General features: G+C 66.7%; 29 protein-coding genes. 13 read left to right on the top strand and 16 right to left on the bottom strand.

Annotated elements, in window-relative coordinates; all coding sequences use genetic code 11:
- The first annotated feature begins 84 nt into the window (after nucleotides 1-84).
- The 3 genes from ACIA76_RS29235 (at nucleotide 85) to ACIA76_RS29225 (ending at nucleotide 3,440) form a co-directional block, all read left to right on the top strand.
- Nucleotides 85-1,353 (top strand): XRE family transcriptional regulator, encoded by a 1,269-nt coding sequence (locus tag ACIA76_RS29235; protein WP_397156225.1) that lies wholly within the window; start codon nucleotides 85-87, stop codon nucleotides 1,351-1,353.
- Nucleotides 1,350-2,246 (top strand): phosphotransferase, encoded by an 897-nt coding sequence (locus tag ACIA76_RS29230; protein ID WP_397156223.1) that lies wholly within the window; start codon nucleotides 1,350-1,352, stop codon nucleotides 2,244-2,246. Before ACIA76_RS29235 ends, ACIA76_RS29230 begins: the two co-directional genes overlap by 4 nt.
- 384 nt (nucleotides 2,247-2,630) lie before the next feature.
- Nucleotides 2,631-3,440, top strand: coding sequence for a class I SAM-dependent methyltransferase (locus ACIA76_RS29225; protein ID WP_397156221.1), 810 nt, complete (start codon nucleotides 2,631-2,633; stop codon nucleotides 3,438-3,440).
- Nucleotides 3,441-3,563: 123 nt separating this feature from the next.
- On the opposite strand, the gene ACIA76_RS29220 is transcribed toward ACIA76_RS29225, so the two are convergent.
- Together ACIA76_RS29220 and ACIA76_RS29215 are read right to left on the bottom strand one after the other, a co-directional pair.
- A complete protein-coding gene (locus ACIA76_RS29220; RefSeq protein ID WP_397156220.1) occupies nucleotides 3,564-3,935 on the bottom strand; it encodes a DUF397 domain-containing protein in 372 nt (123 codons plus the stop codon).
- A 5-nt stretch (nucleotides 3,936-3,940) separates the two neighbouring features.
- Nucleotides 3,941-4,792 carry a Scr1 family TA system antitoxin-like transcriptional regulator gene (locus ACIA76_RS29215; protein WP_397156218.1) on the bottom strand — a complete coding sequence of 284 codons (852 nt, stop codon included), beginning with the start codon at nucleotides 4,790-4,792 and terminating at the stop codon, nucleotides 3,941-3,943.
- Between the two features lie 172 nt (nucleotides 4,793-4,964).
- On the opposite strand from ACIA76_RS29215, the gene ACIA76_RS29210 reads away from it, so the two are divergent.
- The 8 genes from ACIA76_RS29210 to ACIA76_RS29175 all read left to right on the top strand — a co-directional run bounded on the left by ACIA76_RS29210 (nucleotide 4,965) and on the right by ACIA76_RS29175 (nucleotide 7,360).
- On the top strand, nucleotides 4,965-5,303 hold the full coding sequence (locus ACIA76_RS29210; RefSeq protein ID WP_397156216.1) for a hypothetical protein: 339 nt from the start codon (nucleotides 4,965-4,967) through the stop codon (nucleotides 5,301-5,303).
- An 89-nt stretch (nucleotides 5,304-5,392) separates the two neighbouring features.
- Nucleotides 5,393-5,854, top strand: coding sequence for a hypothetical protein (locus tag ACIA76_RS29205; protein WP_397156214.1), 462 nt, complete (start codon nucleotides 5,393-5,395; stop codon nucleotides 5,852-5,854).
- Entirely contained in the window at nucleotides 5,851-6,087 is a 237-nt protein-coding gene (locus tag ACIA76_RS29200) for a hypothetical protein (protein ID WP_397156212.1), read from the top strand. Before ACIA76_RS29205 ends, ACIA76_RS29200 begins: the two co-directional genes overlap by 4 nt.
- On the top strand, nucleotides 6,084-6,434 hold the full coding sequence (locus tag ACIA76_RS29195; RefSeq protein WP_397156210.1) for a hypothetical protein: 351 nt from the start codon (nucleotides 6,084-6,086) through the stop codon (nucleotides 6,432-6,434). Before ACIA76_RS29200 ends, ACIA76_RS29195 begins: the two co-directional genes overlap by 4 nt.
- 6 nt (nucleotides 6,435-6,440) lie before the next feature.
- Nucleotides 6,441-6,659, top strand: coding sequence for a hypothetical protein (locus ACIA76_RS29190; protein WP_397156208.1), 219 nt, complete (start codon nucleotides 6,441-6,443; stop codon nucleotides 6,657-6,659).
- A gap of 16 nt (nucleotides 6,660-6,675) precedes the next feature.
- Entirely contained in the window at nucleotides 6,676-6,963 is a 288-nt protein-coding gene (locus ACIA76_RS29185) for a hypothetical protein (RefSeq protein WP_397156207.1), read from the top strand.
- Nucleotides 6,964-6,976: 13 nt separating this feature from the next.
- Nucleotides 6,977-7,153 (top strand): hypothetical protein, encoded by a 177-nt coding sequence (locus ACIA76_RS29180; protein ID WP_397156205.1) that lies wholly within the window; start codon nucleotides 6,977-6,979, stop codon nucleotides 7,151-7,153.
- 15 nt (nucleotides 7,154-7,168) lie between these two features.
- Nucleotides 7,169-7,360 carry a hypothetical protein gene (locus ACIA76_RS29175; protein ID WP_397156203.1) on the top strand — a complete coding sequence of 64 codons (192 nt, stop codon included), beginning with the start codon at nucleotides 7,169-7,171 and terminating at the stop codon, nucleotides 7,358-7,360.
- Between the two features lie 1,275 nt (nucleotides 7,361-8,635).
- On the opposite strand, the gene ACIA76_RS29170 is transcribed toward ACIA76_RS29175, so the two are convergent.
- Nucleotides 8,636-9,007, bottom strand: a complete 372-nt coding sequence (locus ACIA76_RS29170; RefSeq protein ID WP_397156202.1) for a hypothetical protein — start codon at nucleotides 9,005-9,007, stop codon at nucleotides 8,636-8,638.
- A 252-nt stretch (nucleotides 9,008-9,259) separates the two neighbouring features.
- Here ACIA76_RS29170 and ACIA76_RS29165 point away from each other — a divergent pair, with 252 nt between their 5' ends.
- Complete coding sequence (locus ACIA76_RS29165; protein ID WP_397156200.1) at nucleotides 9,260-9,595, top strand: hypothetical protein; 336 nt, start codon at nucleotides 9,260-9,262, stop codon at nucleotides 9,593-9,595.
- A 73-nt stretch (nucleotides 9,596-9,668) separates the two neighbouring features.
- Nucleotides 9,669-9,986 carry a hypothetical protein gene (locus ACIA76_RS29160; protein WP_397156198.1) on the top strand — a complete coding sequence of 106 codons (318 nt, stop codon included), beginning with the start codon at nucleotides 9,669-9,671 and terminating at the stop codon, nucleotides 9,984-9,986.
- A 90-nt stretch (nucleotides 9,987-10,076) separates the two neighbouring features.
- Here ACIA76_RS29160 and ACIA76_RS29155 read toward each other — a convergent pair whose 3' ends face one another.
- Genes ACIA76_RS29155 through ACIA76_RS29095 form a run of 13 tightly spaced genes read right to left on the bottom strand, consistent with a single transcriptional unit; the run spans nucleotide 10,077 to nucleotide 22,218 of the window.
- Nucleotides 10,077-10,406, bottom strand: a complete 330-nt coding sequence (locus ACIA76_RS29155; RefSeq protein WP_397156197.1) for a hypothetical protein — start codon at nucleotides 10,404-10,406, stop codon at nucleotides 10,077-10,079.
- A 48-nt stretch (nucleotides 10,407-10,454) separates the two neighbouring features.
- Entirely contained in the window at nucleotides 10,455-11,078 is a 624-nt protein-coding gene (locus ACIA76_RS29150; protein WP_397156195.1) for a hypothetical protein, read from the bottom strand.
- Complete coding sequence (locus tag ACIA76_RS29145; RefSeq protein ID WP_397156193.1) at nucleotides 11,078-12,091, bottom strand: hypothetical protein; 1,014 nt, start codon at nucleotides 12,089-12,091, stop codon at nucleotides 11,078-11,080. The genes ACIA76_RS29150 and ACIA76_RS29145 overlap by 1 nt, the downstream gene beginning before the upstream one ends.
- A gap of 3 nt (nucleotides 12,092-12,094) precedes the next feature.
- Nucleotides 12,095-12,391: a hypothetical protein gene (locus tag ACIA76_RS29140; RefSeq protein ID WP_397156191.1), complete on the bottom strand. Its 297-nt coding sequence runs from the start codon at nucleotides 12,389-12,391 to the stop codon at nucleotides 12,095-12,097.
- On the bottom strand, nucleotides 12,369-12,653 hold the full coding sequence (locus ACIA76_RS29135) for a hypothetical protein (RefSeq protein ID WP_397156189.1): 285 nt from the start codon (nucleotides 12,651-12,653) through the stop codon (nucleotides 12,369-12,371). Before ACIA76_RS29135 ends, ACIA76_RS29140 begins: the two co-directional genes overlap by 23 nt.
- Nucleotides 12,653-13,600 carry a hypothetical protein gene (locus ACIA76_RS29130; protein ID WP_397156187.1) on the bottom strand — a complete coding sequence of 316 codons (948 nt, stop codon included), beginning with the start codon at nucleotides 13,598-13,600 and terminating at the stop codon, nucleotides 12,653-12,655. Before ACIA76_RS29130 ends, ACIA76_RS29135 begins: the two co-directional genes overlap by 1 nt.
- A gap of 1 nt (nucleotide 13,601) precedes the next feature.
- Nucleotides 13,602-14,174, bottom strand: a complete 573-nt coding sequence (locus ACIA76_RS29125; protein ID WP_397156185.1) for a M15 family metallopeptidase — start codon at nucleotides 14,172-14,174, stop codon at nucleotides 13,602-13,604.
- A gap of 1 nt (nucleotide 14,175) precedes the next feature.
- Nucleotides 14,176-14,748 (bottom strand): DUF2744 domain-containing protein, encoded by a 573-nt coding sequence (locus ACIA76_RS29120; RefSeq protein WP_397156183.1) that lies wholly within the window; start codon nucleotides 14,746-14,748, stop codon nucleotides 14,176-14,178.
- Nucleotides 14,745-16,793: a Hint domain-containing protein gene (locus ACIA76_RS29115; protein ID WP_397156181.1), complete on the bottom strand. Its 2,049-nt coding sequence runs from the start codon at nucleotides 16,791-16,793 to the stop codon at nucleotides 14,745-14,747. Before ACIA76_RS29115 ends, ACIA76_RS29120 begins: the two co-directional genes overlap by 4 nt.
- The gene (locus ACIA76_RS29110) at nucleotides 16,790-17,725 is read right to left on the bottom strand and encodes a phage tail protein (protein ID WP_397156179.1); all 936 of its coding nucleotides are present in this window, start codon (nucleotides 17,723-17,725) and stop codon (nucleotides 16,790-16,792) included. Before ACIA76_RS29110 ends, ACIA76_RS29115 begins: the two co-directional genes overlap by 4 nt.
- Nucleotides 17,722-21,558 carry a tape measure protein gene (locus ACIA76_RS29105; RefSeq protein ID WP_397156177.1) on the bottom strand — a complete coding sequence of 1,279 codons (3,837 nt, stop codon included), beginning with the start codon at nucleotides 21,556-21,558 and terminating at the stop codon, nucleotides 17,722-17,724. The genes ACIA76_RS29110 and ACIA76_RS29105 overlap by 4 nt, the downstream gene beginning before the upstream one ends.
- Nucleotides 21,559-21,565: 7 nt before the next feature.
- The gene (locus ACIA76_RS29100) at nucleotides 21,566-21,958 is read right to left on the bottom strand and encodes a DUF5361 domain-containing protein (protein WP_397156176.1); all 393 of its coding nucleotides are present in this window, start codon (nucleotides 21,956-21,958) and stop codon (nucleotides 21,566-21,568) included.
- 2 nt (nucleotides 21,959-21,960) lie between these two features.
- The gene (locus tag ACIA76_RS29095; RefSeq protein ID WP_397156174.1) at nucleotides 21,961-22,218 is read right to left on the bottom strand and encodes a hypothetical protein; all 258 of its coding nucleotides are present in this window, start codon (nucleotides 22,216-22,218) and stop codon (nucleotides 21,961-21,963) included.
- Nucleotides 22,219-22,639 lie beyond the last annotated feature (421 nt).

Below are 22,639 nucleotides of genomic sequence, written 5' to 3'. Positions count from 1 at the left end.
AAGTGTTTTGCGGAACTCACCGCTGTGGCACCGGCGTGGGACTAGCGTGGGATCACTACAGGTCACCGAGGGGAAACTGATGCGATGATCTTGGGGCGGGAGTGGACCGGATTCGAAGCAGCGGCTCTGCGTACCGCGACGCGCCAAACCGTGCGCGGGTTCGCCGATCGACTCGGTGTGGATGCCAAATCGGTGACGAAGTGGAACTCTCGCGGCGGGACCATCCGGATGCTGCCTCGCACCCAGAAAGCCCTCGATACCGCTCTCAAGGAGGCCACCCCCGATGAGCAGGAGCGGTTTCGTCAGCTCGTCGATGTCCTCGCCGTCCCCGATACGCTCGATGAGGTGGATCGACACGAGTTCCTGCGCACCGCTGCCCTTACCGCGACAGCGGTCGCGGCTACCCCGCTGCGTCGCCTCCTCGCGCAGGCCGCAGTCCCGGCGGTCGTCGATCAGGAAGAGATCGATCGGATTCGCACCGCCGCGCAGATCTTCACCTCCCTCGACCATGCTTACGGCGGTGGGCTCGTCCGCGAAGCGGTCCTCGCCCAGGTGCAATACTCCGAGAGTCTGCTCGAGGCACACTGCACGCCAGCACTACGGGTCGAGTTGTACGCCGCTGTCGGGTTTCTCGCCCACGCCGGCGGTTTCATGGCTTTCGACTCCTACCACCACGACGAAGCCCGGAACATGTTCGACCTAGCCCTGTCGTGTGCCGAGAAGGGCGGGTTGTGGCATCTGCGGGCGAAAGTGCTGTCCTCCCAAGCCCGCCAAGCGATCTGGTGCCGCGACCCCCAACGCGGTCTGACCGCCATAACCAAGGCACTCGACCACCCCGATCGGCTCACCGCGACCGAACGAGCGATGCTCTATACAGCCCAAGCACGCGCCTACGCCAAACAAGGCAACGTCCGCGACACCCTTTGCGCGATCGAACACGCCGACCGTGAATTCTCGAATACCCGCCCGGCGAACGACCCGGCCTGGATGGCCTACTACGACCTCGCCCAGCACTGCGGCGACACCGGCCACGCCCTCTACGATCTCGCCATCCACGGCCACTGCGTCACCGAAACCCGCACCCGGCTTGCCACCGCGGTGGCGGGTCACCCCGATCAGTTCAAGCGCTCCCGTGGCATCTCCGCGACCAAGCTCGCTTCGCTGCTCATGCTGACCAGTGATCCGGCCGAGGCCGCTGCCGTGGGCGACCACGCCCTCACCGACCTGAGCAATCTGCGGTCGCGCCGCGCTGCCGACGACTTACGTGACCTGCAGACCCTCGCCATCCACCGTAAAACCCCACGAACACAACAGCTATCGGACCGCATCGGAACCACTCTGGCCGGAGTATGACCATGGATCCAACCAGCACACTCCGGACAGTGCTCGAAAACGCGTGCGCACAAGTCGGATTCGACGCCACCGACGCCACGCCTTTGCGGGTCGGCGAGAACGCGATCTACAGGCTGCAAGACGGCGTGATAGCTCGCATAGCTAGACCGGGACAACAAGCCGCCGCACGAAGAGAAGTCGAAGTCGCCCGGTGGCTGGAAGCATCACACGTCCCCGCGGTGAGAACCATCGCCGGGATCGATCAGCCTGCGATCGTCGACGATCGCGCGGTCACCTTCTGGCACGAACTCCCCCCACACCACCACGGCTCTCCATCCCAGGTCGCACACGCCCTCCGTCAGCTGCACAATCTTCCGCGACCAACCTCATTCGACCTCGGCGTGGTGGCCCCGTTCGTCCGACTCGACCAGCGCATCGAATCCGCTCTATTCCTGACCGATCGAGATCGCGTCTGGATGCGGGAACATCTCGACGAGCTGCGGTCTCGCTGGGACAAGCTGCCCGATGGTTTGCCGTGGTGCGTCATCCACGGCGACGCTTGGGTCGGCAATGTGGTAGCCGCCGACGACGGCACCGTGCTGTTCCTCGACCTCGAGCGAACCTCGTTCGGCCCACCGGAATGGGACCTGGTCCACACCGCGATCAAACACTCGTCCTTCGCCTGGATCACCGCTGAGGACTATCGCTCGTTCTGTGAGGTCTACGGGCACGATGTCACCGCATGGGCAGGTTTCGAACTCCTACGCGATATCCGGGAGTTCCGGATGACCTGTATGGCTGCGCAGAGCGCGACTACCAACGACGCTGACCGCGATCAAGCCCTGCACCGTCTCGCCTGTGTCCAGGGCCGTCATGGCCCGCGCCCGTGGAGTGGTTGGCGCTCCCTCGGCTGACCCCAGGCAAGTCGAGGCGTTGGAGCGCGAGTACGGGTGGGCTGGCGGACGGTCGATGCGGCGCTGACCTCGGTGTGGCCGCAGCCGCCGGTTGTCGACAGGCTCACTTTCAGCGGCAACATCATCGAGACCGGTATCGATTCCTACCACTGGCCCACACCAAAGCCGCACTGCCCGCCGCTGGCGGCCGGACCAGCCAACAACCCGACCCACCCACTACCGAACGACCGGCACGCCGCACCAAACGATAACACCACATCGAACTCGCCGGAGAAACGAATCAGCTTGGACGCCAGTAACGTTGGGTCACATCGGCCGCCACCGTCCTGAAGCACGCTGTCATCGGGGCACAGTCGGACGGGCGGCGCTGAAGGGGGCAACAAAGTGGACTCGACCGATCAGCACGACAGTTCGCACGGCGGTCTGTTCGCGGGAACCGCCTGGCACTATTCGCGTTACCGACCCAGCTATCCGCAAGAGTTCCTCGACGACATGATCCAGCGCCTGCGCCTCGACGGCACCGGCCGGCTGCTCGATCTCGGCTGCGGCACCGGTCAACTGACCCTCCCACTCGCAGCCCACGTTGCCGAAGCCGTCGGCATGGATCCCGAGCCCGAAATGCTCACCGAAGCCAGTCTGCAAGCACGAGAGCAATCTGTCACCAACGTGACTTGGACACAAGGCAATTCAGCGGATCTCCCGGGCGGCCTCGGTCACTTCAGGCTGGTCACCATGGGTCGCTCATTCCATTGGATGGACCGCGAACAAGTCCTCATCGCTCTCGATGAGATGGTCGACGACAACGGCGCCCTGGTCATCGCCAACGACAGCTGTCTGATCCGGCCGACCACGACATGGCAGCAGACCATCGAGGAAGTCCAACGCCACTTCCTGCCGCCGGACCAGCAACACGGCCCGACCCCGACGGCAGACCCCCGCCAGACACATGAACAAGTCCTCGCCAATTCGCCCTTCCGGCAGGTGAATCGGCAGGTTTATGAATTCCTACGGCCCTGGACCATCGAACAAGCCATCGGCTACCTCTACTCGACCTCGCTGCCACTTCACCGACTGCTTGGAGACCGGCAGGCCGCTTTCGAGGACGCGGTCACCGACGCCCTGCTCGCCATCGATCCCACCGGGCAGTTCACCGAACCAGTTGCCCTGGAAGTCCTTACCGCCACCAAGAACTAGCGCCTCAAATACCGTCAACATTCGCGGACAACCCTGGTCCCTACCGGGCGCGAACGCCGTCACAGTTCACGGACAAGTGCCGTCGCAGACCATGAACGAAGCCAGTTGACTTACGCCACAGAGTTACGCCACGGCGGCGAACTCGTCGGCTTGGATCCCTCGCACGAAGGCCAGCCACTCGTCTGGGGTGTAGGTCAACGACTTGTCGGGGGCGCGCAGAGAGATGTTCCCATCGGGGTGGTGGTCGATGGCGGGGAGGCCGGGTACGTCCAGGACACTTCGACCAAGTGCGGCCTCGAGGAACGCGGCCCAGTCGGCGGCCCTCATTCGGATGACGGGCTCGATGGTTGGGTCGTTCGCTGGGTTGCGCAGATATTTGCTGTCTCGCACGAGTACGACATCGCCGTCGAATCGAACCTCTACGCAGTTGGTTCCTTGGTTGGAGAACGATGATTTGAACCATCCGGTTCGCATCGGGCGGGGTGTCGTGCTCATGCGTTTTAGCCTATCTCACGTGCGGTTTGCTTAATCAGGGCCAGGGAATCGGCCCGGCTGAGCGCTGTTGACTCGACCAGCGAGAAGCTCACGTTCAACGCCTGCACCTTCTCGGCGTCGTCGATGAATCCGGCCAGCACGGGAAACTCGTGCCAGGCCAGGGTAGGCAGAACCGGCCCGTCGTAGTCGAACAGGTAGAAGGTTGCGCCACCTTGCGGTAGCCCGCCGCGCGCACTGAACGGCAGGATTCGGATGTCGACGTTCTCGTGTTCTTCAAGCAGTGAGATCAGGTGGTCGAGTTGACCTTTGAGGACTTCGGGACCACCGACTTGTTGCAGCAGTGCCGCCTCGCTCATCAGGCAACTCAGTTCGAGTGGGTCCTCACCGAATAGCCGCTCCTGGCGTTTCATGCGAACGTCGACTCGTTGTTCGACCTCGGCCTGCCGAATGAAGGTGGTGTCGGTCGACATCACCGCACGGGCGTAGTCGGCGGTCTGTAGCAGTCCGGTGATCATCACGCTTTCGCAGCAGCGGACGCTGACGGCTCCGTACTCCATGCCCCACAGGCGCATCGTCTCGTCGGAGAACAGCGCACTGTATCGAGTCCACCAGCCTCGCTCCTTGCCCGCAGAACGGAGCTCCAGCAGCTCAGCTTGTTCTTCCTCGTCGAATTCCAGGACGGTGAACAGTGTCCGGAGCTTCTCTTCTGGGATCAGTCGCCGATCGTTTTCGAACAGCGACCAGTACGCCTTCGCGATGCTGAGCGCTTTCAGGATCGAGGCGACATCCACGCCGAGCTGCTCTCGCCGACGGCGGATACGCAGCACCAGTTCCCATCGAGAGACGGTCGGTGACATCGGCGCCATGGTACGAACCTCCTTCGCTCGACTGGCAACCTTACCGCATACCTGAACAAGAAAACTTCTTAGATCGGTTGCCTTGTCTGGTTTACATGTTTACGCTTCTGATGTGATAGCCGCCACAGGGTGGGAGGGTTCGGATCCGGCGTCGCCGGTGGATCGAGGAACGATGTCTGTGCAGGTAGATCAGGCGTGGATCGTGAGCGACCGCAGTGCCCATCGGGCCAAGTCGGTCGGCATGGGTGGGTGGGCGGTTTCTTTTCTGCCGGGCCGCACGCTGACGAAGGAGCAGGCCATCCGCGCCATCCAGATCGCGGAAATGGTCACGGCGACCGCAGAACTCGCGCAAGACGTGGGTCTCACCGCGATCGAGGCGGTGCAGCTGGCGGTCATCGAGCCACCCTGGAGCGTACCCGTCCAACGTGTTACTCCCCGGTGGGGATTCCGTTTCTCGAATGTTCCCTGGTTACGCAGCCAGCGTGAGTATTCGCCAGCTCAGTGGACCTAAGCCACCAACAGACAGTGCCTCACAACGGCTTTGGGAACCATCTGCTGCAGTCCAGTTGAGGTGCTGCTCGAAAGCATCACGGAGTTCTAATGAGTCCCACAGTGATTCCGGACGTCCAAACACACGTCCACGACTTGGCGGCCTGCCGTCAGCAGTACATGGCCGCATTCCGCTGCGCCACCTTCCTCAGCTCGACAACCAAGGCGCTGACGCTGATCTCGGATCAGTACGCCGCCGTGCTGACCTCGGACACGCGTGGCACCAAGATCGCGAAAACGTTGCTGCCACGCAAGGTTCCGATCGTCTCGGTGCGATCGGCGGTGTGGATGTTCATCACCGCAAGGCCCCTGCCCGCCGATGATCTCGCGGCAATGATCTCCACACTGTCCAGCCGCAGCGGCACGCTCCTGGTGCTGCCCGGTGAGGAAATCGCCCTCCCCACACCAGGTTCCGACCGCCGGAAATGGATCACACCGCTGGGCGAGTTCCCGCCGTTCGGAGATGTCGTCGACGCAACGATCCGGGTCACGACCAAAGAGGCGAGCCGGTGACCGGCCAGGAGCTGACCGAGCTGCAGGTGAAGGTGATCGCGGCGTTGGCCGATGGCCAGCCGCACTCCTTGGTGCAACTAGCGAAGCAGCTCAAGAAACCGGTGACGGCACTGCAGGCGACCGCGACGTGGCTGACTCGTCACGGTTATCTGCGGCGGGTCAATTCCTACAAGCTCGCCGAGCAAGGCCAGCAGATAGCCGCGAAGCTACAGGCGGACGGGGGCACCCCGTGACGCCGGAGACGCTGGTGTACGCGCTGGCTATGGCGGGGTTCGCGGCGATGATCGTCGCGTCGGTCCGGCTGACCGGGCAACCGTCTCGCCCGTGCGCGCCGGTGTCGGACTGGCCACGCCAGAACCCAGGCGAGAACACGACCCGCTCCGACACCGAACGCGAGAACGTCCAGCGCACAGGCAAACACCCGACTAAATACCCGACCGAGCCGCTACCGATCCCCGCCCTGGCCCGCTCCGGCCAAGTGGCCGCGCTGCGGCACCGCTTCCAGCCCGCGACCACCACTGTGCCGCCGCGCCGGAGCGCGTCCGCGCGGCCGGGCAGCAGGCCGTTACCGAGGCGGTGAGCCGTCATGGCCGACCCCGCAGCCGAGGACCCCGAGGACGTGCATCTTCGGGTCCGGCTCGGCGGGACGGTCGTCGACTACCGCGCCAATGCTGTCGCGGCATGGCATTTCATCCACGATTGGAGCGAAAAACGATGCGAGCCAATAGAAGTCATCGACGAGGCATCCGATGCCCTGGAAGGGCTGCCCCGACTGCCCTGCGAGAGCCTGTTCATCGGCCCCTGACGAGGCGGGGCGACCGGTGATGGATACGGCCCTGCCCACATCCGGCAGTGAGGGCGATGGCGACGCCGTCATCGCGCCGTACTACGCGGTGAACGGCTGGCAGTACTCCAGCGACGGCGGACAACCGAGGCTGCACCAGCAGTATCCGAAGGCGACGGGCACGATCCGCCTCACCACCGGCAGGTCATGCTCGTGGACGATCCGCGACCTGGACGGCCAGCTAGTGCGTGAGGCGTCGGCGGCCTCGGCCGCCGAGGCCGTCACCGCCGCCGACGGGTTCGCCGACCGGAGTCTCGACGCCTAGGTCCGCCCCCGCAATGCCGTTACAGCAACAGCCAATACCCACCGCCGATACCGATCCGCCGATCGAGTTCGGACCGCACCTGCAGGCGGTGCTGGACGACCTCGACGAGATCGTCCGCACTCTCACCATCGCCGTCGCCGAGGCCAGCGGTAAACCACCCGGCCCAGTTCGCTTTCCGCACAACACCTGATGAGGAGTATCCCCTTTGCAAACCACCCCCACCCGCATCGTCGCCCGGCTCGGATATGTCGTCGCGGCAGGGCTCATCGCCCTACCGATCCTGCGCATCGCGCGCCCCGTGCTCGACATCGCGGTCCTGGTCGTCTACGCCCGACTCCGCGACGCGATCTCCGACGCCAGCTTCGGACAGGACAGGTACCCCGACGAGTACGCCTGAACCCCAGACCCATTGCCACGACCACGTTTCCGCGACCACCCAAGTGTCGCAATCCCCACCGATTACCGCGACGCCCGCAGCGGCTGATTCCCATCGGCGCGGTCACACCGCGCTAGCTGACCCTGCACAACAGAAAGCCCGGCACCGCCACCGGGATGCGAGGATCTTGGTGACGGTGCCGGGCAAGGGGCCGGTCAGCCCATAGTGCGTAGCGCGGTGTGGATCCAGACAACCTCCTCGACCAGGGCCTCGAGTCGATCGAATCGGGATCGGAGAGTTCGCGGCAGCCTGAGTTGGTTGCCGCGGACGCCGGCGGCGGGCCGAGGGCGCTGACGAAAGTCAGTGCGGGGCAAGTGGTGCCGCGGAGTGGACGAAGCGCTGGAGTCGACGGCTGAGCACATAGGGTGCTGGAGATTGCAACGCCGAGTACCGGCCGCTGAGCACCGCGCATGAGGGTACCCATCTAGCCGAGCCATCCGACTAACGAGTCGTAGGGCCGCCGCGATGAGACTCAGCGGCGCGCAACGGTTTCGAGACAGACATATTCGCGCAACTGCACGAATGCACCCATCTCCGACATTCTACATTTTCGCAGCATATGGAACTCATTGGCGCACAACCACACTCAGCTAATCCGATGCGGCCTACAATAGGGTCGCGTCATTCCCGATGAATGGCGCGCCTATTGATCCCCTCAAAATAGCCAGCCGTAGAAGCCAATAGGCCAACTATGATGCCGATAATGCGGCTGGCCGGGTAGGCCATACGGCCTGAAACGCATGGCCTACCCGGGTGATGTTGGACCGCCGTGGTTGACAACCAGTCACAACGGGAAGGAGCGATGTGTCGGCTGGCGACGATGCATTGGCCGGGGCTGGCGAGTCTGCCACGTCACCCTCGGAGGTGGTGCCAGCCGATACGACCGTGCCGGTCTCCGTAGGCGCTGAACGACTCGGTCAATCCACCGATTGGTACCTGAAGCAGTTGCGAGCACGAAAACTTCCCGGTCACAAAATCGGGCGCACGTGGCGGTTGACCGAAGAAGACATTCGCGAGGCACTGCGTCTGACCGCCAAACCGGCAATCCTCCCGAAGCAGGATCCGTCTGGGTTAACCCCGCGCAGCCGCGCGTACCACGAACGCAGACGACGCACATACTGAGCCTCCCGCTTGTCGCAACAAACGGATCCAGTAGAGCCACTGCAATGGAAAAGCGCCCGGCACCGCCGCCAGGACGCGAGGGGATCTTGGTGACAGCGCCGGGCATGGGGTCGGTCAGCCCAGAGTGCGTAGTGCGGTGTGGATCCAGACGACCTCCTCGACCAGGGTCTCTAGTCGATCGAGCAGATCCGCGCGACGCTGGTTCACACTCACCCCCGCACGCTCGTCCTGCTCATCGACCGGCACCGGCAGCAGGGCCTGGGTCTGCGCGATCTCCAATTCGTGCGCGGGGCCGGGGTTTTCGGCCGGGAACAGTTGGCGGGTCAATCGCGCCACCCGGGGCTCGTCGTCCAGCGGGAATTGCCAGGTGTTGGTTTCGGGGATCCAGGTGCCGCCGAGTTCGTCGGCGCGGTCGTGGAAGTGCGGGTTGTAGGGTGCGTCGACGATGAGGTGGTCGTCGTGGACGCGGATCGATAGGCTATTCATTGCGGAGGTTTCCTCTCCGTGTTCGGGCCTCAGCCGGTGTTCGACGCACCGGCTGGGGCTGTTTGTTTTTCGGGCAGCCACGACGTTAAAGGCACACCGCGACACGATCAACTCGATTTTGCGAAACACCTTTTGCCCCAACATGTTTCAACGAAACAAGACTCGCGCAAATGGGTTCCGTTGTGGCCGGAACCATGCCAATGTTCGGTGCGTACGAAACACCGGACAACCGAAACATGGAGGGCCACAACAATGTTCGGCAATACTATGACCGTAGGCGCACTATTGGATTCCTCGTACCAACCGAACGAGTCCGCGGAATGGATCCACCGGATCGAGAACGTGCGGATCCCGGTGGTGGGCAACCCCCGTAAATGCGCTCACGATACGACGGTGTGCCGGGATTGCGCGGACAGCTGGGCAATCGACTACCGATTCACCGACCCGCTGCCGTGGAACGACACCACGGCCGACGCCGCGCCCGCACGGGGCCGCGACGTAGCGGGCGGGGTGTTGCGCGCCACGGCCTGGTGCGCCGCCGCGTTCGCCGCGATCTACCTCACCGGCCGCACCCGCGCCGCACGCTAGCCCATCAGGCAGGCGGGGCGGCCGGGTGATAGCGGCGGCCCCGCCACGGGAATTCATCGAAAGGAGCAGGGGAATGGGCGACTCGCGGGCGCAGGTGTTGCGGGTGCGGGATTTCCGGCCGGGTGACCGGTGGTTCGAGGACGGGCTGCAGGTGGCGTGGGTGGTGCCCGACGCCCCGGCCCTGGGGCGGGCGGTGGTGTTGTTCACCGACGGCACCTGGCAGGGCCTGCCCGCGCAGGCGGCGGTCTGCGACGCGACCACCGCGCGGCCCGGCCTGGCACCGGCGCAGCTGATCGCGGCGATCGAGGACACGGGCGCAGCCGAACCGATGACGGTGTTCACCCTCGGCCCACGCGACTGGGCGGCAGCCGAACGCGCCGTACTCGAATAACCGAACCCCGACACCGCCCGCCGCACACACGAATTCGGCCCCGGCCCGCACGAATGCGGGCCGGGGCCGGATCGGTTGTCGCGTGACGCGCTACGGGACGGGATCGGGCATGGTGTGCCGGTAGCCCAACAGGTCCAGGGCCTTGGCGTGGCAGGCGTCGAGATCGTCGGTGGTGGCGGGGTCGGTGTGCAGGACGTGGCTGCCCGGTTGGCGGATCACCGACATCGTCGCGCACGCACCGCTGGCGGTCGCCGCGACCACGGCCACCTCCGCGTTCTGATGCGGCAACCGGGGTTGCACCCACACGGTCACGTACTCGTGGTCGGTGTCACCGAACCGCACGGGCGGGTCGAGTTTGTAGCAGCGGGCGGGCCCGGCGTAGCCGCCGAGATTATCAATGTGCAGGACAGCGTCAGCCATGAAACAGCCTTTCCGATCAGACGATTCGCGAATGCGAGGGTGAAACGGTCAGGTGGGCACCGGATCCGGTGCTCCGGTGGCGGGTGGGTCGTAGAGGTACTCGATGACCGTCAGCAGCCCGGCCGCACCGGGCGCGCCCGCTCCCCCGCCCCCGGCCGGGAACCCGCCGGGCTGGCCGGGGTTTCCGCCACTCCCGGATTGCCCGCTCTGCCACAACGGCGGCCGACTCCTCCCCGCGGGGACGAGCCCCGATGCGCCGCCGACTGATCCGGCTCCGGCTCCCCCACCGCCCCCGGCGAGCAACGTGACCACCCCGGAGGACACCGATTCCCCGGGCCGTCCCTGCGCGCCGCCGGTGCCGCCGCGCATGACGGCCATGCCCCCGGCCCCGCCGGAGTCCGCGCCCCGGCCGGGCTGCGCGACAACAAGTTCGCCGAACGCGCTGGGCCCGCCGTCCGCGCCGGGGCCACCGCCGGGGCCCACGATGATCGCGGCGGTCTCGGGCAGGTCGGCGGCACGGAGGCGACCCAGGCGCACCGCCGCGCCCCCGCCCCCACCGCTGGTGGGGTTTCCGCCGCCGCCTCCGGCGCGGTCGATGATCTCGATCGATTCCAGCAGGGCGGGTTTGTGCCAGGTGTCGTTGAAGGTGTAGACGCGCAGGATCGCCCGCATCAGGCGAATCGTTCGATGACGTAGAGGATTCCGGTGGCGCCGTTGCCGCCGTTGCCGCGTGGCGGGCCGATCCCACCACCCCCGCCACCCCCACCTCCGGACGGGAACGCGCCGTGCGCGCCACTGGAATTCGCGTCCGGTGCACCGCCACCGCCCCCGCCGCCGGTGGTGACGACCTTCGACGGTGGCTGCCCGTCCCGGCCGGGTAGCCCGCCCGGGGAGATACCACCTTGACCGCCCGCGTTGCCGGGACCACCGAAGCCGCCACCCCCACCGCCGCCTCCCCCGCCGCCGTGTAAGTCGTAGGGGGACACCGATTTCCCTCCTGCACCCGCAGGGGTGGGAGGGGCGGTCAGCCCTGCGGGGGCGCCTTTGCCGCCGTCGCCGCCGGGAATCATGCCGGCACCACCCCGGCCACCGATCCCGCCGACCTGGGGCTCGCCATGGCCGCCTTGGCCGCCACCGGCGATCAGGAAATCCCCGAATGTGGTGTCCCCGCCGCCGTGGCCGGGCTCGGCGTCCCCGGTTCCACCCGCTCCGCCCCGGCCGATGACGATCCGAATCGGCAGGAAATTCCCATTGGCGTCGACCAGGAGCAGGGCGGCGGGAATGGTGTGGTGGACCTCCCCGCCCCCACCGCCCCCGCCGCCAGCCATGCGCCGGTCCCCGACAATGTCCCAGCGGCCAGCCGCACCACCCGCGCCACCGGCGAGCAGGATCACCTCGACCGCGATGAGTCCCTTGGTGGGGGTGTAGGAGTCGTTGCCGCGGTAGACCATCGTGCGCCCGTGCAGGGTGAGCTGCTCGTAGGCTTGGCGCAGTTCGGTGATCGACTGGGAGTGATCGTCGATGACGTTGACGACCTTGTCGTGCAGTTGCTGCTGATAGCGCTCCCACACCGCCAGCACCCCGCCCGTCGCGACCGCGCGCGCGGAGTCCTCGGTGATGCCTTGCCCGAAGGCACTACCCAGTACGAACGACCCGTCGGGGGCGGACGCACCAGGCGTGCTCACCTGTTAGATCTCGTCCTCGAGCAGAGGAGGGATCTCGTAATCCGGTTCCGGCGGTGGCTCACCGGGCACCGGGTAGGTGATGAACCCGCGTAGCCGGTCGATATAGCGCAGCTGGGAGCGGATGAGCCGGACCGCGGCCTTGAATCTCGCGTGCTCGCGCGCCATCTGCGCCTCGAGGACCTCGATGCGTTCGCGCAGCTGCCGCACCTGGCGGGCCTGCCACGCCGAGAACGCACCCACCACCGAGGCGATCGAGACCCCTACGGCCTGGACCAGGTCAGCGGTCAGCCACGTCGCCACGAGGCGCTCCTGGTTCGGCGCACAACCACGGCGCGACCAGCGTCAGCAGGTCGTCGATTGCGGGGATCGCCATCAGCCGGGTGATCGCCGCCGAGATCGCCAGCGCCCCAGCCACACCCGCGGTCGGCGGCAACCCGAGTTCGCCGACGAGGGTCGGCATGGCTGCTGCGAGTCCGATGATCAACTGGAAGACCGTGCGCAGGACGGTGCGCCATGGGTAGCGCACCTGCGACGGCGCGTCGGGCAAGCTGTGGCGGCCCATCAGCGCTCCTGTGCGCCCCCGAGGGCGCGGTCGAGCTTCACCTCCACAGCCCGGACCCGCGCGGCGGTGTCGAGGACCCAGCCGATCAGGCTGTGCCGCTCAACTTCCGGATCGGCCGCGTCCGGGAGGGTGAAGCCGTCCCACACCACTTCGTTCCAGGTATCGCTCCAGATGTCGTTGGGCCACGGCTGCTCCGGCGTGCGGGTGGACGGGCCGACGTGCTCGGGAGAGTTGATCTGGCGCAGACGGCCCGGGAATGGATGCAGCTGGGCAGCACCCTCGACAACGGGATCGGACACGATTACTCCTTCATCTCCTCGGTGGATTCCGAACTCCGCCAACAGCTCCGGTAGCTCGAGGGCGGTGTAGTTGAGGTCGACATCGCCGGGCCACGGCGCGCACCGGCCGGTCGAGGTGTACTGGTGCGCGAGAAACCCCGGCGGGGTCCGCAACGGGTAACCGGGCGGGCGGCCGTAGGACGGGACGACCAACCGCAACCAGGGCGGGCGGGTCGGCCAGAGTTCGGGGTCGGCGACCGGGTTCCAATACCCGATCACCCGGCGCGGGTCGCCGTGCCAGCCCGCCAGCCGCCCGGCCTCGTCGTTGATCTCCTCGGACCGGTCACCGCGAATCCTCTTGTCCCCGTTGATCGGTGCGCCTTCGACATCGATCATCGAGATCAGCCGCGGGTGCCCCCACAACCCGGCCCGTTCCAAGATCTCGCGGTGCAAGTCGCAGTTGGGTTCGCCGGGCCAGTAGAAGTAGTAGGCGATCACCGCCTGCAGGCGCCCCGCGTCGAGTAGTTCGCAGGCGCGGCGGGCGTTCTCGGCGGCCAGGGTGTCGGTGGTCGCGCCGGAGCTGGTGCGGAAACACAGGATCGGATGCGGATAGTCCGCGTCGACCGGGATGCCTTGGTACTGGGAGACATCGGCCCACTCGGTCCCCATGTCAGGGCCTCCCGGCGTTCGGGAGCAGCTGGGTGAACGCCTCGGCCACGTACGGGCTGAACCCGGGCTGCGCGGGCGGCGGTACCGGTTCGGGCCCGTACGGACCCAGATGCCCGGCGCGTAGCCTCGCCGCGAATTCGGCGATGCGGGGATCGCCTTCGCGGTAGCCGAGCTGGTAGTGCATCTCATCCGGCCGCGACCAGTCGCGGCCCCAGAACACGGTGCCTTCGAACAGGCCCAGGCCCTCGACCACCCGCTCGACGCGGTCGGCGGGCATGGTCAACCGTCCCCACGGGTAGCGGGGTGCGTTGAGATCGACGGCGACGCCGGCGAGGTGGTTGCTGTCGGGGACGTCGTTGGTGGTCGACCAGCCCCACACCGGGGACTCGATCTCCTCGACGTGCCGGTCGTACCACAACATCCACGCACCGAGAATCGTGACGGGGTCGCCGGAGCGAATGGGTGCGGTGTCGATGAATTCCAATGGCACGGCCGCGATCTCGCATTCGTCGCGGTCGCACATCCGCCACCCCGCCTCGGACCACTCGTAGTCGTAGACAGTGCGGAAACCCAAGTCAGTTCTCCTCGTGACGTTTCAGAATTCCGTTGCGCCCCTTGCCATGGCGCTCGGCGTGCAGGACCCGGCGACGTTCGATCCGGTCGTCGTCGCCGAGATCACGCAGATACGTGTTGACCTCCCGCACCGAATGCGCGCCCGGGTCGAACCGGGGCGGGGTGTCGAGGGTGTCGACGACCTGCGCCGTCGGGACAGCGGGTTCGGGTTCGTTGATGCGGTAGCCCAGATACCGCAGCCGCTCGACCTGAGCTTCGCGTTCGCGCACGGTCATCGCGGCCGGGTCCTGGATCACCACCGGCTCCGGATCGACGGCATCCTTGTCGACCCACTGCCCGGCCGGGTTGAAGATGGTCGGCTCCCCGCGATACGGGCGCTGAAACTTCTTGCTCGCCAACGCCGGATCCATGGGCGGGCATCCGGCTTCGGTCAGATGTTTGGAGATGACGCGGGCGATCGGTTCGGGGAAGATGATCGGGGTGCGGCCCATGATCGGGATGGCTTGCAGCGCAGGCAGGAACCGCTGCTCCGGATCGTTCGGGTCGATCGCGTCGAGGGTCCAGAATCCGGTCACAGCACCGCCAGATCTCGTGCGACGCCGGTGATTTCGTCGAGCATTTCCAGTCCCTTCACGACGGGGTCGTCGGGCTCGCGGGCGCCGACGGTGATCTCCCAGGTGGGTGTGGTGGTGCGGTCCCAGGCCAGGACCAGTTCGGTGATGCGGTCGACGTAGACGCGGCCGGGGGTGCCCCACTCGCGGACGGTGGTGCCGATGCGGGTGCCCAGCCAGGCGTTGCCGCGCCCGTGCTGGCCGATGCGCAGTCCGTCGTAGCCGTCGACCACGCGCACGGTGTGGCTCGTTTGCTCGCGGGTCCGCCAGCGGCCGGTGCGCAGGGCGGTGAGTGCGTTGAGGCTGTAGGCGCGGTCGGCGCCGTCGCACCAGGTTTCGTGGAAGACCGAGTTCCCGAGACGTTTCTCCCGGTTCCGGTCGTGACGTTTCTGGAAGGCGCCGACGACGTCGGTCATGAGCGGTTTGAGCAGCTCCCAGGCCGTGCCGCCCAGGGGCGGGACCACCAAGGCAGCAGCCGCGAGGTCGCCCAGGAGACTCACCGTGGCCCCGATCAGGCCGTTCACCAGCTCCGGGGAGTGACCGCCGGTGACGAACCCGATATCGGTCGCGGGCCGCCAGTGGAAGTTCAGCGAGGTGATGGCTGAGTGGTCGCCGTCGCGCAGGATGATCCCGGGCGCTCTGGGCACGGTGCCCTTCCAGCCAGGCTGTGAATACTCCTCGGGGAACGTCGGATCCTTGACTTCCTCGACCGTCTCGGTGAACCCGTCCGCACCGATCCTGGTGACCGCACGGACGAGGCCGTCGAAAAGTGTTCCACCGAAGGAGGTTTCGGTGTCCCAGCCGGAGCGGTCGACCAGGTCCCACACGATCGCGCCATGACGGACCTTGGCCCCTGGCCACGGTGGCGGGTCGCCGGTCAGCCAGCGGCGTGGCTCCCAGATCAGTTGCGCGTCTTCGACGATGCGTTTGCTGACCTCGTGCATCGTCTTGAACCGCGAGTGCACGATGGCGAATGGGGAGTGGTCGTCGAGGATCGAGTGCGGCACCACCACCTGCGACCAGGACGACATGTCGAGGTTGAGCCAGGCTTTCGGGTTTAGCGGGTCGGTGGTCGGGACCGTCCACGCGTGCGTCTCGAGGCGGAGCAGGTTCAGGAACAGGGTCAGCTTCAGTGCCCACCGGGCAGGCCCGAAGCAGTTGTGGACGGTGATCCCGTTCGCGACGAACCGGTGCACGTGTTCGACGGCGATATCGAAAACCTCGGTCTCGCCGACGAATTCGAACGCGGTGACGGTGTCGCTGTGGCCGTGGTCGGTGACCACCCGGCCGCCGACGCCGATGTCCTCGGCGGGCACCCAGCCGCGGTCCGGGGTGAGGACCTTGTGGTCACCGGTCAGCTCGATCGCTTTCCCGGTCTCGGTGGCCAGCCGCCACACCGGTTTGATCCCGTTGCTCCACGACCCGGTCAGCGACCGGTACGCCCGGCCCTGCACCACCACCTCACACGGCCGTCCGGTCAGTTCCCGGATCGGCCGCGCCACGGTCCGGCCCTGTTCGCGGACAAGGACTTCCGTGTCGCCGGTCACGCACGCCCAGGTCTTCGGGAACTGAAATTCGGGCGGGGTGAACGGATTACAGAACGCGAGGATGTGCCGTAGGTGCTCCGTGTCGTGCTTGAACGTCGCCCGCACGATGCGATGTCCCTGGTCGTCGCGGTCGAGTTCGAGATCATCGAGGGTGCCCGACCATCTCGCCCCATCGCGGTCCACGGTCACGTGGATGTTCTGGGTCGACCGCTCATGATGGGCGGTCATCCACCGCGCCAGGTAATAGGAGGCCGGGAGTTCGATGGTGCCGATACCGGTGTCGTTGGCGATCAGCGAAAACTCCGCCGACAGCTCGCGATACACCTCACCGCGCAACACCCAGTTGCCGTCCCAGATCCGAACCCACGGCCGCGCGCTCCGCCGCGCTGTCTCGGCTTTCAGGCGTGCGGCGATGTCGGTGAAGACGGCGTCGAAGTCGATCGTCGCCGTGGTCGCGGTCAATCCAGGCCACCCCACGGGCGCGGCCACGGCCGCGGGCACCGGACCTGAATCCCCGCCCCGATAGGTGCGCCGGTCACCGACACCGGGATCTTCGTCTCCGGGGTGCTGCCGGGCAGCGGGTAGAGCAAGCGTCGGCCGTTCATGCGAGCGTAGAACTCGGTGTCGATCGACGAGTTGCCCTGCCCGTTGCGGGTCAGCGGGTCGGTGTCGATCACGACATGCTCGCCTTCGAGCAGCGGCGGCAGGACGATCTTGCGGTCCTTGTCGATGTCTGCCCGCTCGAACTCGTCCGAGCCCCAGGAGAAGTCGGGGATCGTCCACACGATTGCTTTGCTGCCCTGCACGATCCAGCGCGGCCAGATCTCGTAATCGACCGGCAGCGGGTTCGCGACCGTCACCCACCCGGACTCCGTCCCGCCGCCGGTGGTATCTGTCGTGGTCACCCACTGCGAGGTCACGTCGGGTTCGCACCAGCGCGGATACGCACCCACCAGCGGCACCACCACCAGCGCGTAGCCGTCGGCGTTCGGATCACCGGACACCTTCACCGCGGGCTTCGCCCCCAGGCGGACGGTGAGCAGACGACTGCTGTCCCCGATCTCGGCACGCAGACCCGAGTCGCGTTTGAACGAAAACGCTTGCCGCAACCGCTCATACACGCCACGCCACGAGAGTGTGGGGGTGGCGAGGATGTGGAAAGCGAGGGAGAAGTCGAACTTCTCTTCCCGCATGCCACCGAAGTCAGCCCCGATCTGGAACGCGGTCGCGTTCCAGATCGTGGTGGTCTGCGCCTCGAAGAAGTCCTCGAACTCGGTGCCGGACTCCACATCCGCCAGCACCACACCGTCACTGCCGGCACCCGGCCCGGCCACCGTGAGCCGCTGCCCGCCCGCGCCTTCCACCAGGATTCGGGTGGCCTCACTGATGTTCATCGTGGCGTCCAGGTCTTGGCGCGCTGGCGCTGCGCGAGCTGCATCGCGGCCCACTCGCGGCGGAACTCCGCGGCGCTCATGCCGGTGTTGAGGGTGTCGATCCGCATACTCGCGTCCACCCCCGCACCCGTCGGGGTGAACCCGCCCATGAACGCGGCCATTTGCGCCGGGGACGACAGCACCGGCTCCGGGCGGCGCGAGAGATTGATCGCGACTTCACCCGGGCGCAGCCAACCCCCGGTGTCGAACACCTTGGGCCGCAACTTGTCCCACCACGGCGGCGGCGGCTGACCCACGGCCGGGGTATAGCCCAGCTGCGCGCCGACCGCTTCGGGGGTGAACACCGGCAGCGGCCCGATCGCTTGCGCCGCGCGCTGCGACAGACTCTGCCCGGCCTCGAGCAGTGGGCTGTAATCGATGCTCCACCAACGGGATTGACCGATCCCGCCGGGTAGCTCTTCCAAGAATGCATCGAATGCCATGCCCGCGACATCGGTGACGAAGTCTTTGACCCGGCCCTGGACCTTGCTGCCCTTGTTCGCCAGCTCGTCGAGCTTGTCCTGGGCACGCGAGAGTTCGGCATCAGCCTTGAGCCGCTCGTTCGGGCTCGCCTCCAGATCGGCATACACCTCGTTGCGACGCTCGTTGGCCGAATCCACCGCCACCTGGGCATCGATCCGCGCCAGCTCCTCCTCACTGAACCGGTGCTCCAGCGCAGGCGCTTGCGGCGGCGGGGCGTCAGCGGCACCGGACGCAATATCGTCTTTGCGCTTCTGCAGCGCAACGACTTTCTGTTCCGCCTTCTCCACGGTGAGGTCGGCCTGGCGGCGGTCGGCGTCGGTTTTCTTGGCGTCAGCGTAGACCTTGTCGCGCCGCGCCTTGGCCTGCTCGACCGCGGTCTGTGCCGAGGCCAGCTTGGTGTCGTCCTCCTCGGTCCACGTCTGCTTCTTCCCCGGCCGAGAACCAGCTCCACCCCCTGCGGTGTCGCTGCGCGCGCCGTCGGCCCAGCCCGCGATCAGTTCGTTGGGCAGATGGAACTGGTGGGTGAATTGCGGGTCGGTCGCGTCGACGGCGGGCGGCCCGAGGCGCGAGGTGCCGTGGGAGCCACCGGCTTCGACCGGTTGGTCATCGATGGTCGCGGCCATGTGGTCGGTGTTCACACCGACCTGAATCAAGGTGCCGGGCGGCCCGAGGCCGGGTTCGAGCCCGGCCAGGCGTCCGGCGAGCAGGTCCAGGGTGGTGTAGAGCCGCCGCGCGGGATCGGCCATCCCCATCGCGACCCGCTGCAAGAAGGAGATGAATCCACTGCAGTCGAACCGTTCCGGGCCGACCCCGCCCCACAGGTACGGGTGCCCGGTCACTCCGCGCGCAGCGGCGAGCGCATCCTTAATGCCTTTCGGGACAGCGCCACCGGCCGCGAATCGCAGCGCACCGGTGCGCATCGCCGCGCGCAGCCGATACATACCGGCATGCCCACCGACAGCGGAGACCTCACGCGCGGTGACCACATGCTCGCCCGCCGACAGCAACGCGGGGACCGAATCGGAGGTGGGGCCGCCGAGTCCGTTGACCGAACCGCCTTGTGCGAGACCGGGAATCACGTGGCTGACCGCGGATCCGATCGTGGAGCCGATCTTGCCTGCGACATCGCCGACGGTCCCGACGATTTTTTTGATCTTGTCCCAGTACTCCAGGATCTTGCCGATCGCCTCGACCACCACGTCACGCAGCGAGGTGAACCAGCGTTTCCCGGTGTCGATCGCGGCCCCGATCAGCCGCCACCCGGCCTGCACGCCGTCGGCGAACCCGGACACCACCGTGCCCGCCGCGCTGAGCGCGTCGCCCCAGAATCCGAAGATGACCTGTACCCCGGACCACCAGCCCGACACCAGGTCACCGACGAACCCGAAGGTCGGCTGGATGACCGACCACCAGTCCGAGACGACGTTCCCGGCGTCGGCGAGCGCGACCTTCCAGTACTCGAAGATGATCTGGGCCCCGGTCCACCAGGTGGAGAACGCGTCCCCGATCCAGCCGAGCACCGGCGAGACCACGTTGGACCAGAGCCAGCCCAGTTTGTCGCCGATCCAGCCGAGCGCTTCCAGGAATCCGGCCCAGACCGGTTTGATGTAGTCCCAGGCGGCGGAGACGGCGGATTGGATGGCGCCCCACACGGTTTCCCAGATCGCGCGCCCGGTGTCGGTCTGGGTGAAAAACCAGATCAGGCCCGCGATCAGGGCGGCGATCGCGGCGATCACGAGGCCGATCGGGTTCGCGGTCAATGCCGCGTTCCACAGCCACTGCGCGGCGGCGGCGATCCGGGAGGCGGCGGCCGAGGCGAGGGCGGCGACCTTGGCGCGCACGGAGGTGGCCGTCTGCGCGGTCTGCTCGCCCGTATTCACCCCGGTCGCAAGCGTGTTGGCGGTGAGGGCGGCGGTGTGCTCGGTCATCGCGATGGTGAGCTGGCGTTGGATCGCCAGCTGCGCGAACATCGCCGGGGTCTGTATGACTTTCGCGGCCTCGTAGGCGGTTTGCACGGTCTGGCTGGTCACGTACGCGCCTGCCATCGCGATCAGCAGCGGGGTGACCAGCCCGGCATGATCGGCCAGCACGCCGAGTACGTCGCTCAATCCGCCCAGGGCGGCGGTGAGCACGGTGATCGCGTCGCCGCCGAGTGCGCCCAGCGCGGAGCCGAGTCCGCTGATTCCGGAGACCAGGCTCGACCAGAACCCGCCGCCACTGTCGCCGCTTTGGGCGGTGGTGGTGCTGAGCTGTGTGAGAGAGCTGACGACCGAGCCGATTCCGTCTGTGATCGACGAAAAGTCCAGCGTGCCAACACGACTGGTGACCTGATCGATCGTCGCTGGCAGGTTCTGCATCGCGGTGGTGAACCGCTCGACGGCGCCGGAGTCGGCCAGGCGCGCCATGAACTCTTGGATCTTCGGGGTGAGTTTGTCCAGTCCGCCCGCGAGCCCGGTCAGCGCGGTGGTCGCGACCGGCAGCCACGGCGCCAGGATCCCGGCGCCGAAGCGTGACATGGCGGTCTTGAACCCGCCCGAGGCGCCGGTCAGGGTTTGGCGGAGTCCGGCCATGGTGCCCGCCAGGGCGACCGTCGCCCCGGCCGCGCCGTCGGAGCCGTGCAAGATGCCCTCGGCCAGCAGGTCCAGGGCCTTGTCCGCGGGCACCGCACCCTTGGAGATCATCTTCTGCATCTGCTCGGTGGTGACACCGAACCCGTTGGCGAGGATGCCGAGCGCGTCCACACCCGCGTGCGAGACCGTCCACACCTCGTCGAGGGAGACCTTGCCGGTGGCGGCCATCTTCCCGAACGCGTCCGCGACCTGCGACACACCCTCAGCGCCCTTACCCGACGCGGCAGCGGCCTCACCAATCGCGGTCAGATATCCCGGCACCTTCGCGGCCGGAACATTCATGGCCACCAGGTTTTTCGCCACATCAGCGAACTGATCGAGATTGAAAGGGGTGCCGTTGACGGTCTTTTTGACCTCCTCCATCAACTGACCGGCCTGGGCGGCGTCGCCCATGATCGTCGTCAGCGACGTGGTGGCGTTCTGGATCGTCGTCAGGCGCTGCAAGCCGGACTTCAGGGCGGTGCCGCCGAACACCGCTGCCCCGAGACCGCCTGCGGCGACCGCGGATTTGAAGATGCCGGTGAACCCGGACGCGAACCTCGCGCCCATCGACCGGCCCGCGGAGTCGGCGCTGCCCTGGGCCTGGCCCAGCGCGCCGTCCACGCCCTTGGTGAACTCCGAGCCGGTGGCCGGGACCAGCGACACGTACCCGGTGCCGAGTTCGACACCACCGGCAGTCATCGCAGGTTCACCCCCTCTCTGCGGCGTGAGTGCGCAAGGTGCGCAATCGGTCTCGGATTTCGGTCAACGGGACGGCATGGCCGGTGACGCGACGAGCGCCCGGGTCCTCGACACCGGGACGCGGGTACGGGCGCGGCCGGTTGCGGTTCTTCGCGCCGTCTTTCGTTTTGGCCCACAGCAGCAGCGCGGTCAGATCGACCAGCTCGGCCAGCAGGAACTCGCTTTGTCCCCACCGGGCGGCGTCGGGGTGGGCGGCGGCCATGAGCGCGGACTCGCGCGCGGATTGGCGGATCAGCACCAGCAGGTCGCGCCAGTCGAACTCGGCGGTGCCGACGTTGCGCAGCCGCAGGCCAGCGCGGATGAGATCGGCTTCGACGGCGTCCTGATGCTTGTCGAGCAAGCTCAGGAGCCCGAGGATTCCCCCAACGAGATGGTCGAGTCCTTCTGCCAGGCGTCCATCAACTCTTTGACCTCGGCCTGGGTCATCGCATCGAGCACCGCGAGATCCTTCGCGGTCGCGACACCTTCGATCAGCGCGAAGAACTGCTCGGCGTCGTCCTCCTTACGGAGTTTGCGGATCAACCCGAACGGGATGTTCTCCATGCGCGGCAAGCTGAGCGTCTTACCGGCGGAGGTGGTGTAGGTGAACTTCTCCAACATCAGAGAGCGACTCCTCCTAGGAATCAGAATCAAAACTGGGACGGGGCCTTTCGAAATGCCCGCCCAGCGAGGGCAGGCCCGGTCCAAGGGGAGGTGAAACCTCGCCGGGCGGGAACGAGGGGGCCCGGAAGGTTCGCCCAAGACCACTCAGCTGAGCGGTTGCAATGGCTTGACGGGCCCTTCGACGCGATGCGCCGTTACGATAGAACTTCTTGTTACCAACTAGAAATATTACTGAACACTCGCTACTTTGTGGTGAACCGGGTCGACGATGACCAGGCAAGGTGGTCAAGGCCACCTGATGATGGAGTAGCTATGCGTTCGCCATTTTCATATATCGCCCGGGTGGCGATCGTGTCTGTCGTATTCGCCCTCGGCGCGATGTCGGCGGCGACCGGGATCGCGGTCGCCGATCCGGCTC

It is taken from the genome of Nocardia sp. NPDC051570 (assembly GCF_044454005.1).
Lineage (GTDB): Bacteria > Actinomycetota > Actinomycetes > Mycobacteriales > Mycobacteriaceae > Nocardia.
Note: the sequence above shows the minus strand (reverse complement) of the source record. Positions and strands in the feature narration are given on the sequence as shown.

What these genes read in the sequence shown, in the direction of transcription:
- ACIA76_RS29235 (WP_397156225.1), top strand. Translation starts at nt 85, where the DNA reads ATGATCTTGGGGCGGGAGTGGACCGGATTCGAAGCAGCGGCTCTGCGT.
- ACIA76_RS29230 (WP_397156223.1), top strand. Translation starts at nt 1,350, where the DNA reads ATGACCATGGATCCAACCAGCACACTCCGGACAGTGCTCGAAAACGCG.
- ACIA76_RS29220 (WP_397156220.1), bottom strand. Translation starts at nt 3,935, where the DNA reads ATGAGCACGACACCCCGCCCGATGCGAACCGGATGGTTCAAATCATCG.
- ACIA76_RS29215 (WP_397156218.1), bottom strand. Translation starts at nt 4,792, where the DNA reads ATGTCACCGACCGTCTCTCGATGGGAACTGGTGCTGCGTATCCGCCGT.
- ACIA76_RS29210 (WP_397156216.1), top strand. Translation starts at nt 4,965, where the DNA reads ATGTCTGTGCAGGTAGATCAGGCGTGGATCGTGAGCGACCGCAGTGCC.
- ACIA76_RS29205 (WP_397156214.1), top strand. Translation starts at nt 5,393, where the DNA reads ATGAGTCCCACAGTGATTCCGGACGTCCAAACACACGTCCACGACTTG.
- ACIA76_RS29190 (WP_397156208.1), top strand. Translation starts at nt 6,441, where the DNA reads ATGGCCGACCCCGCAGCCGAGGACCCCGAGGACGTGCATCTTCGGGTC.
- ACIA76_RS29180 (WP_397156205.1), top strand. Translation starts at nt 6,977, where the DNA reads ATGCCGTTACAGCAACAGCCAATACCCACCGCCGATACCGATCCGCCG.
- ACIA76_RS29170 (WP_397156202.1), bottom strand. Translation starts at nt 9,007, where the DNA reads ATGAATAGCCTATCGATCCGCGTCCACGACGACCACCTCATCGTCGAC.
- ACIA76_RS29165 (WP_397156200.1), top strand. Translation starts at nt 9,260, where the DNA reads ATGTTCGGCAATACTATGACCGTAGGCGCACTATTGGATTCCTCGTAC.
- ACIA76_RS29160 (WP_397156198.1), top strand. Translation starts at nt 9,669, where the DNA reads ATGGGCGACTCGCGGGCGCAGGTGTTGCGGGTGCGGGATTTCCGGCCG.
- ACIA76_RS29155 (WP_397156197.1), bottom strand. Translation starts at nt 10,406, where the DNA reads ATGGCTGACGCTGTCCTGCACATTGATAATCTCGGCGGCTACGCCGGG.
- ACIA76_RS29150 (WP_397156195.1), bottom strand. Translation starts at nt 11,078, where the DNA reads ATGCGGGCGATCCTGCGCGTCTACACCTTCAACGACACCTGGCACAAA.
- ACIA76_RS29135 (WP_397156189.1), bottom strand. Translation starts at nt 12,653, where the DNA reads ATGGGCCGCCACAGCTTGCCCGACGCGCCGTCGCAGGTGCGCTACCCA.
- ACIA76_RS29130 (WP_397156187.1), bottom strand. Translation starts at nt 13,600, where the DNA reads ATGGGGACCGAGTGGGCCGATGTCTCCCAGTACCAAGGCATCCCGGTC.
- ACIA76_RS29110 (WP_397156179.1), bottom strand. Translation starts at nt 17,725, where the DNA reads ATGAACATCAGTGAGGCCACCCGAATCCTGGTGGAAGGCGCGGGCGGG.
- ACIA76_RS29105 (WP_397156177.1), bottom strand. Translation starts at nt 21,558, where the DNA reads ATGACTGCCGGTGGTGTCGAACTCGGCACCGGGTACGTGTCGCTGGTC.
- ACIA76_RS29095 (WP_397156174.1), bottom strand. Translation starts at nt 22,218, where the DNA reads ATGTTGGAGAAGTTCACCTACACCACCTCCGCCGGTAAGACGCTCAGC.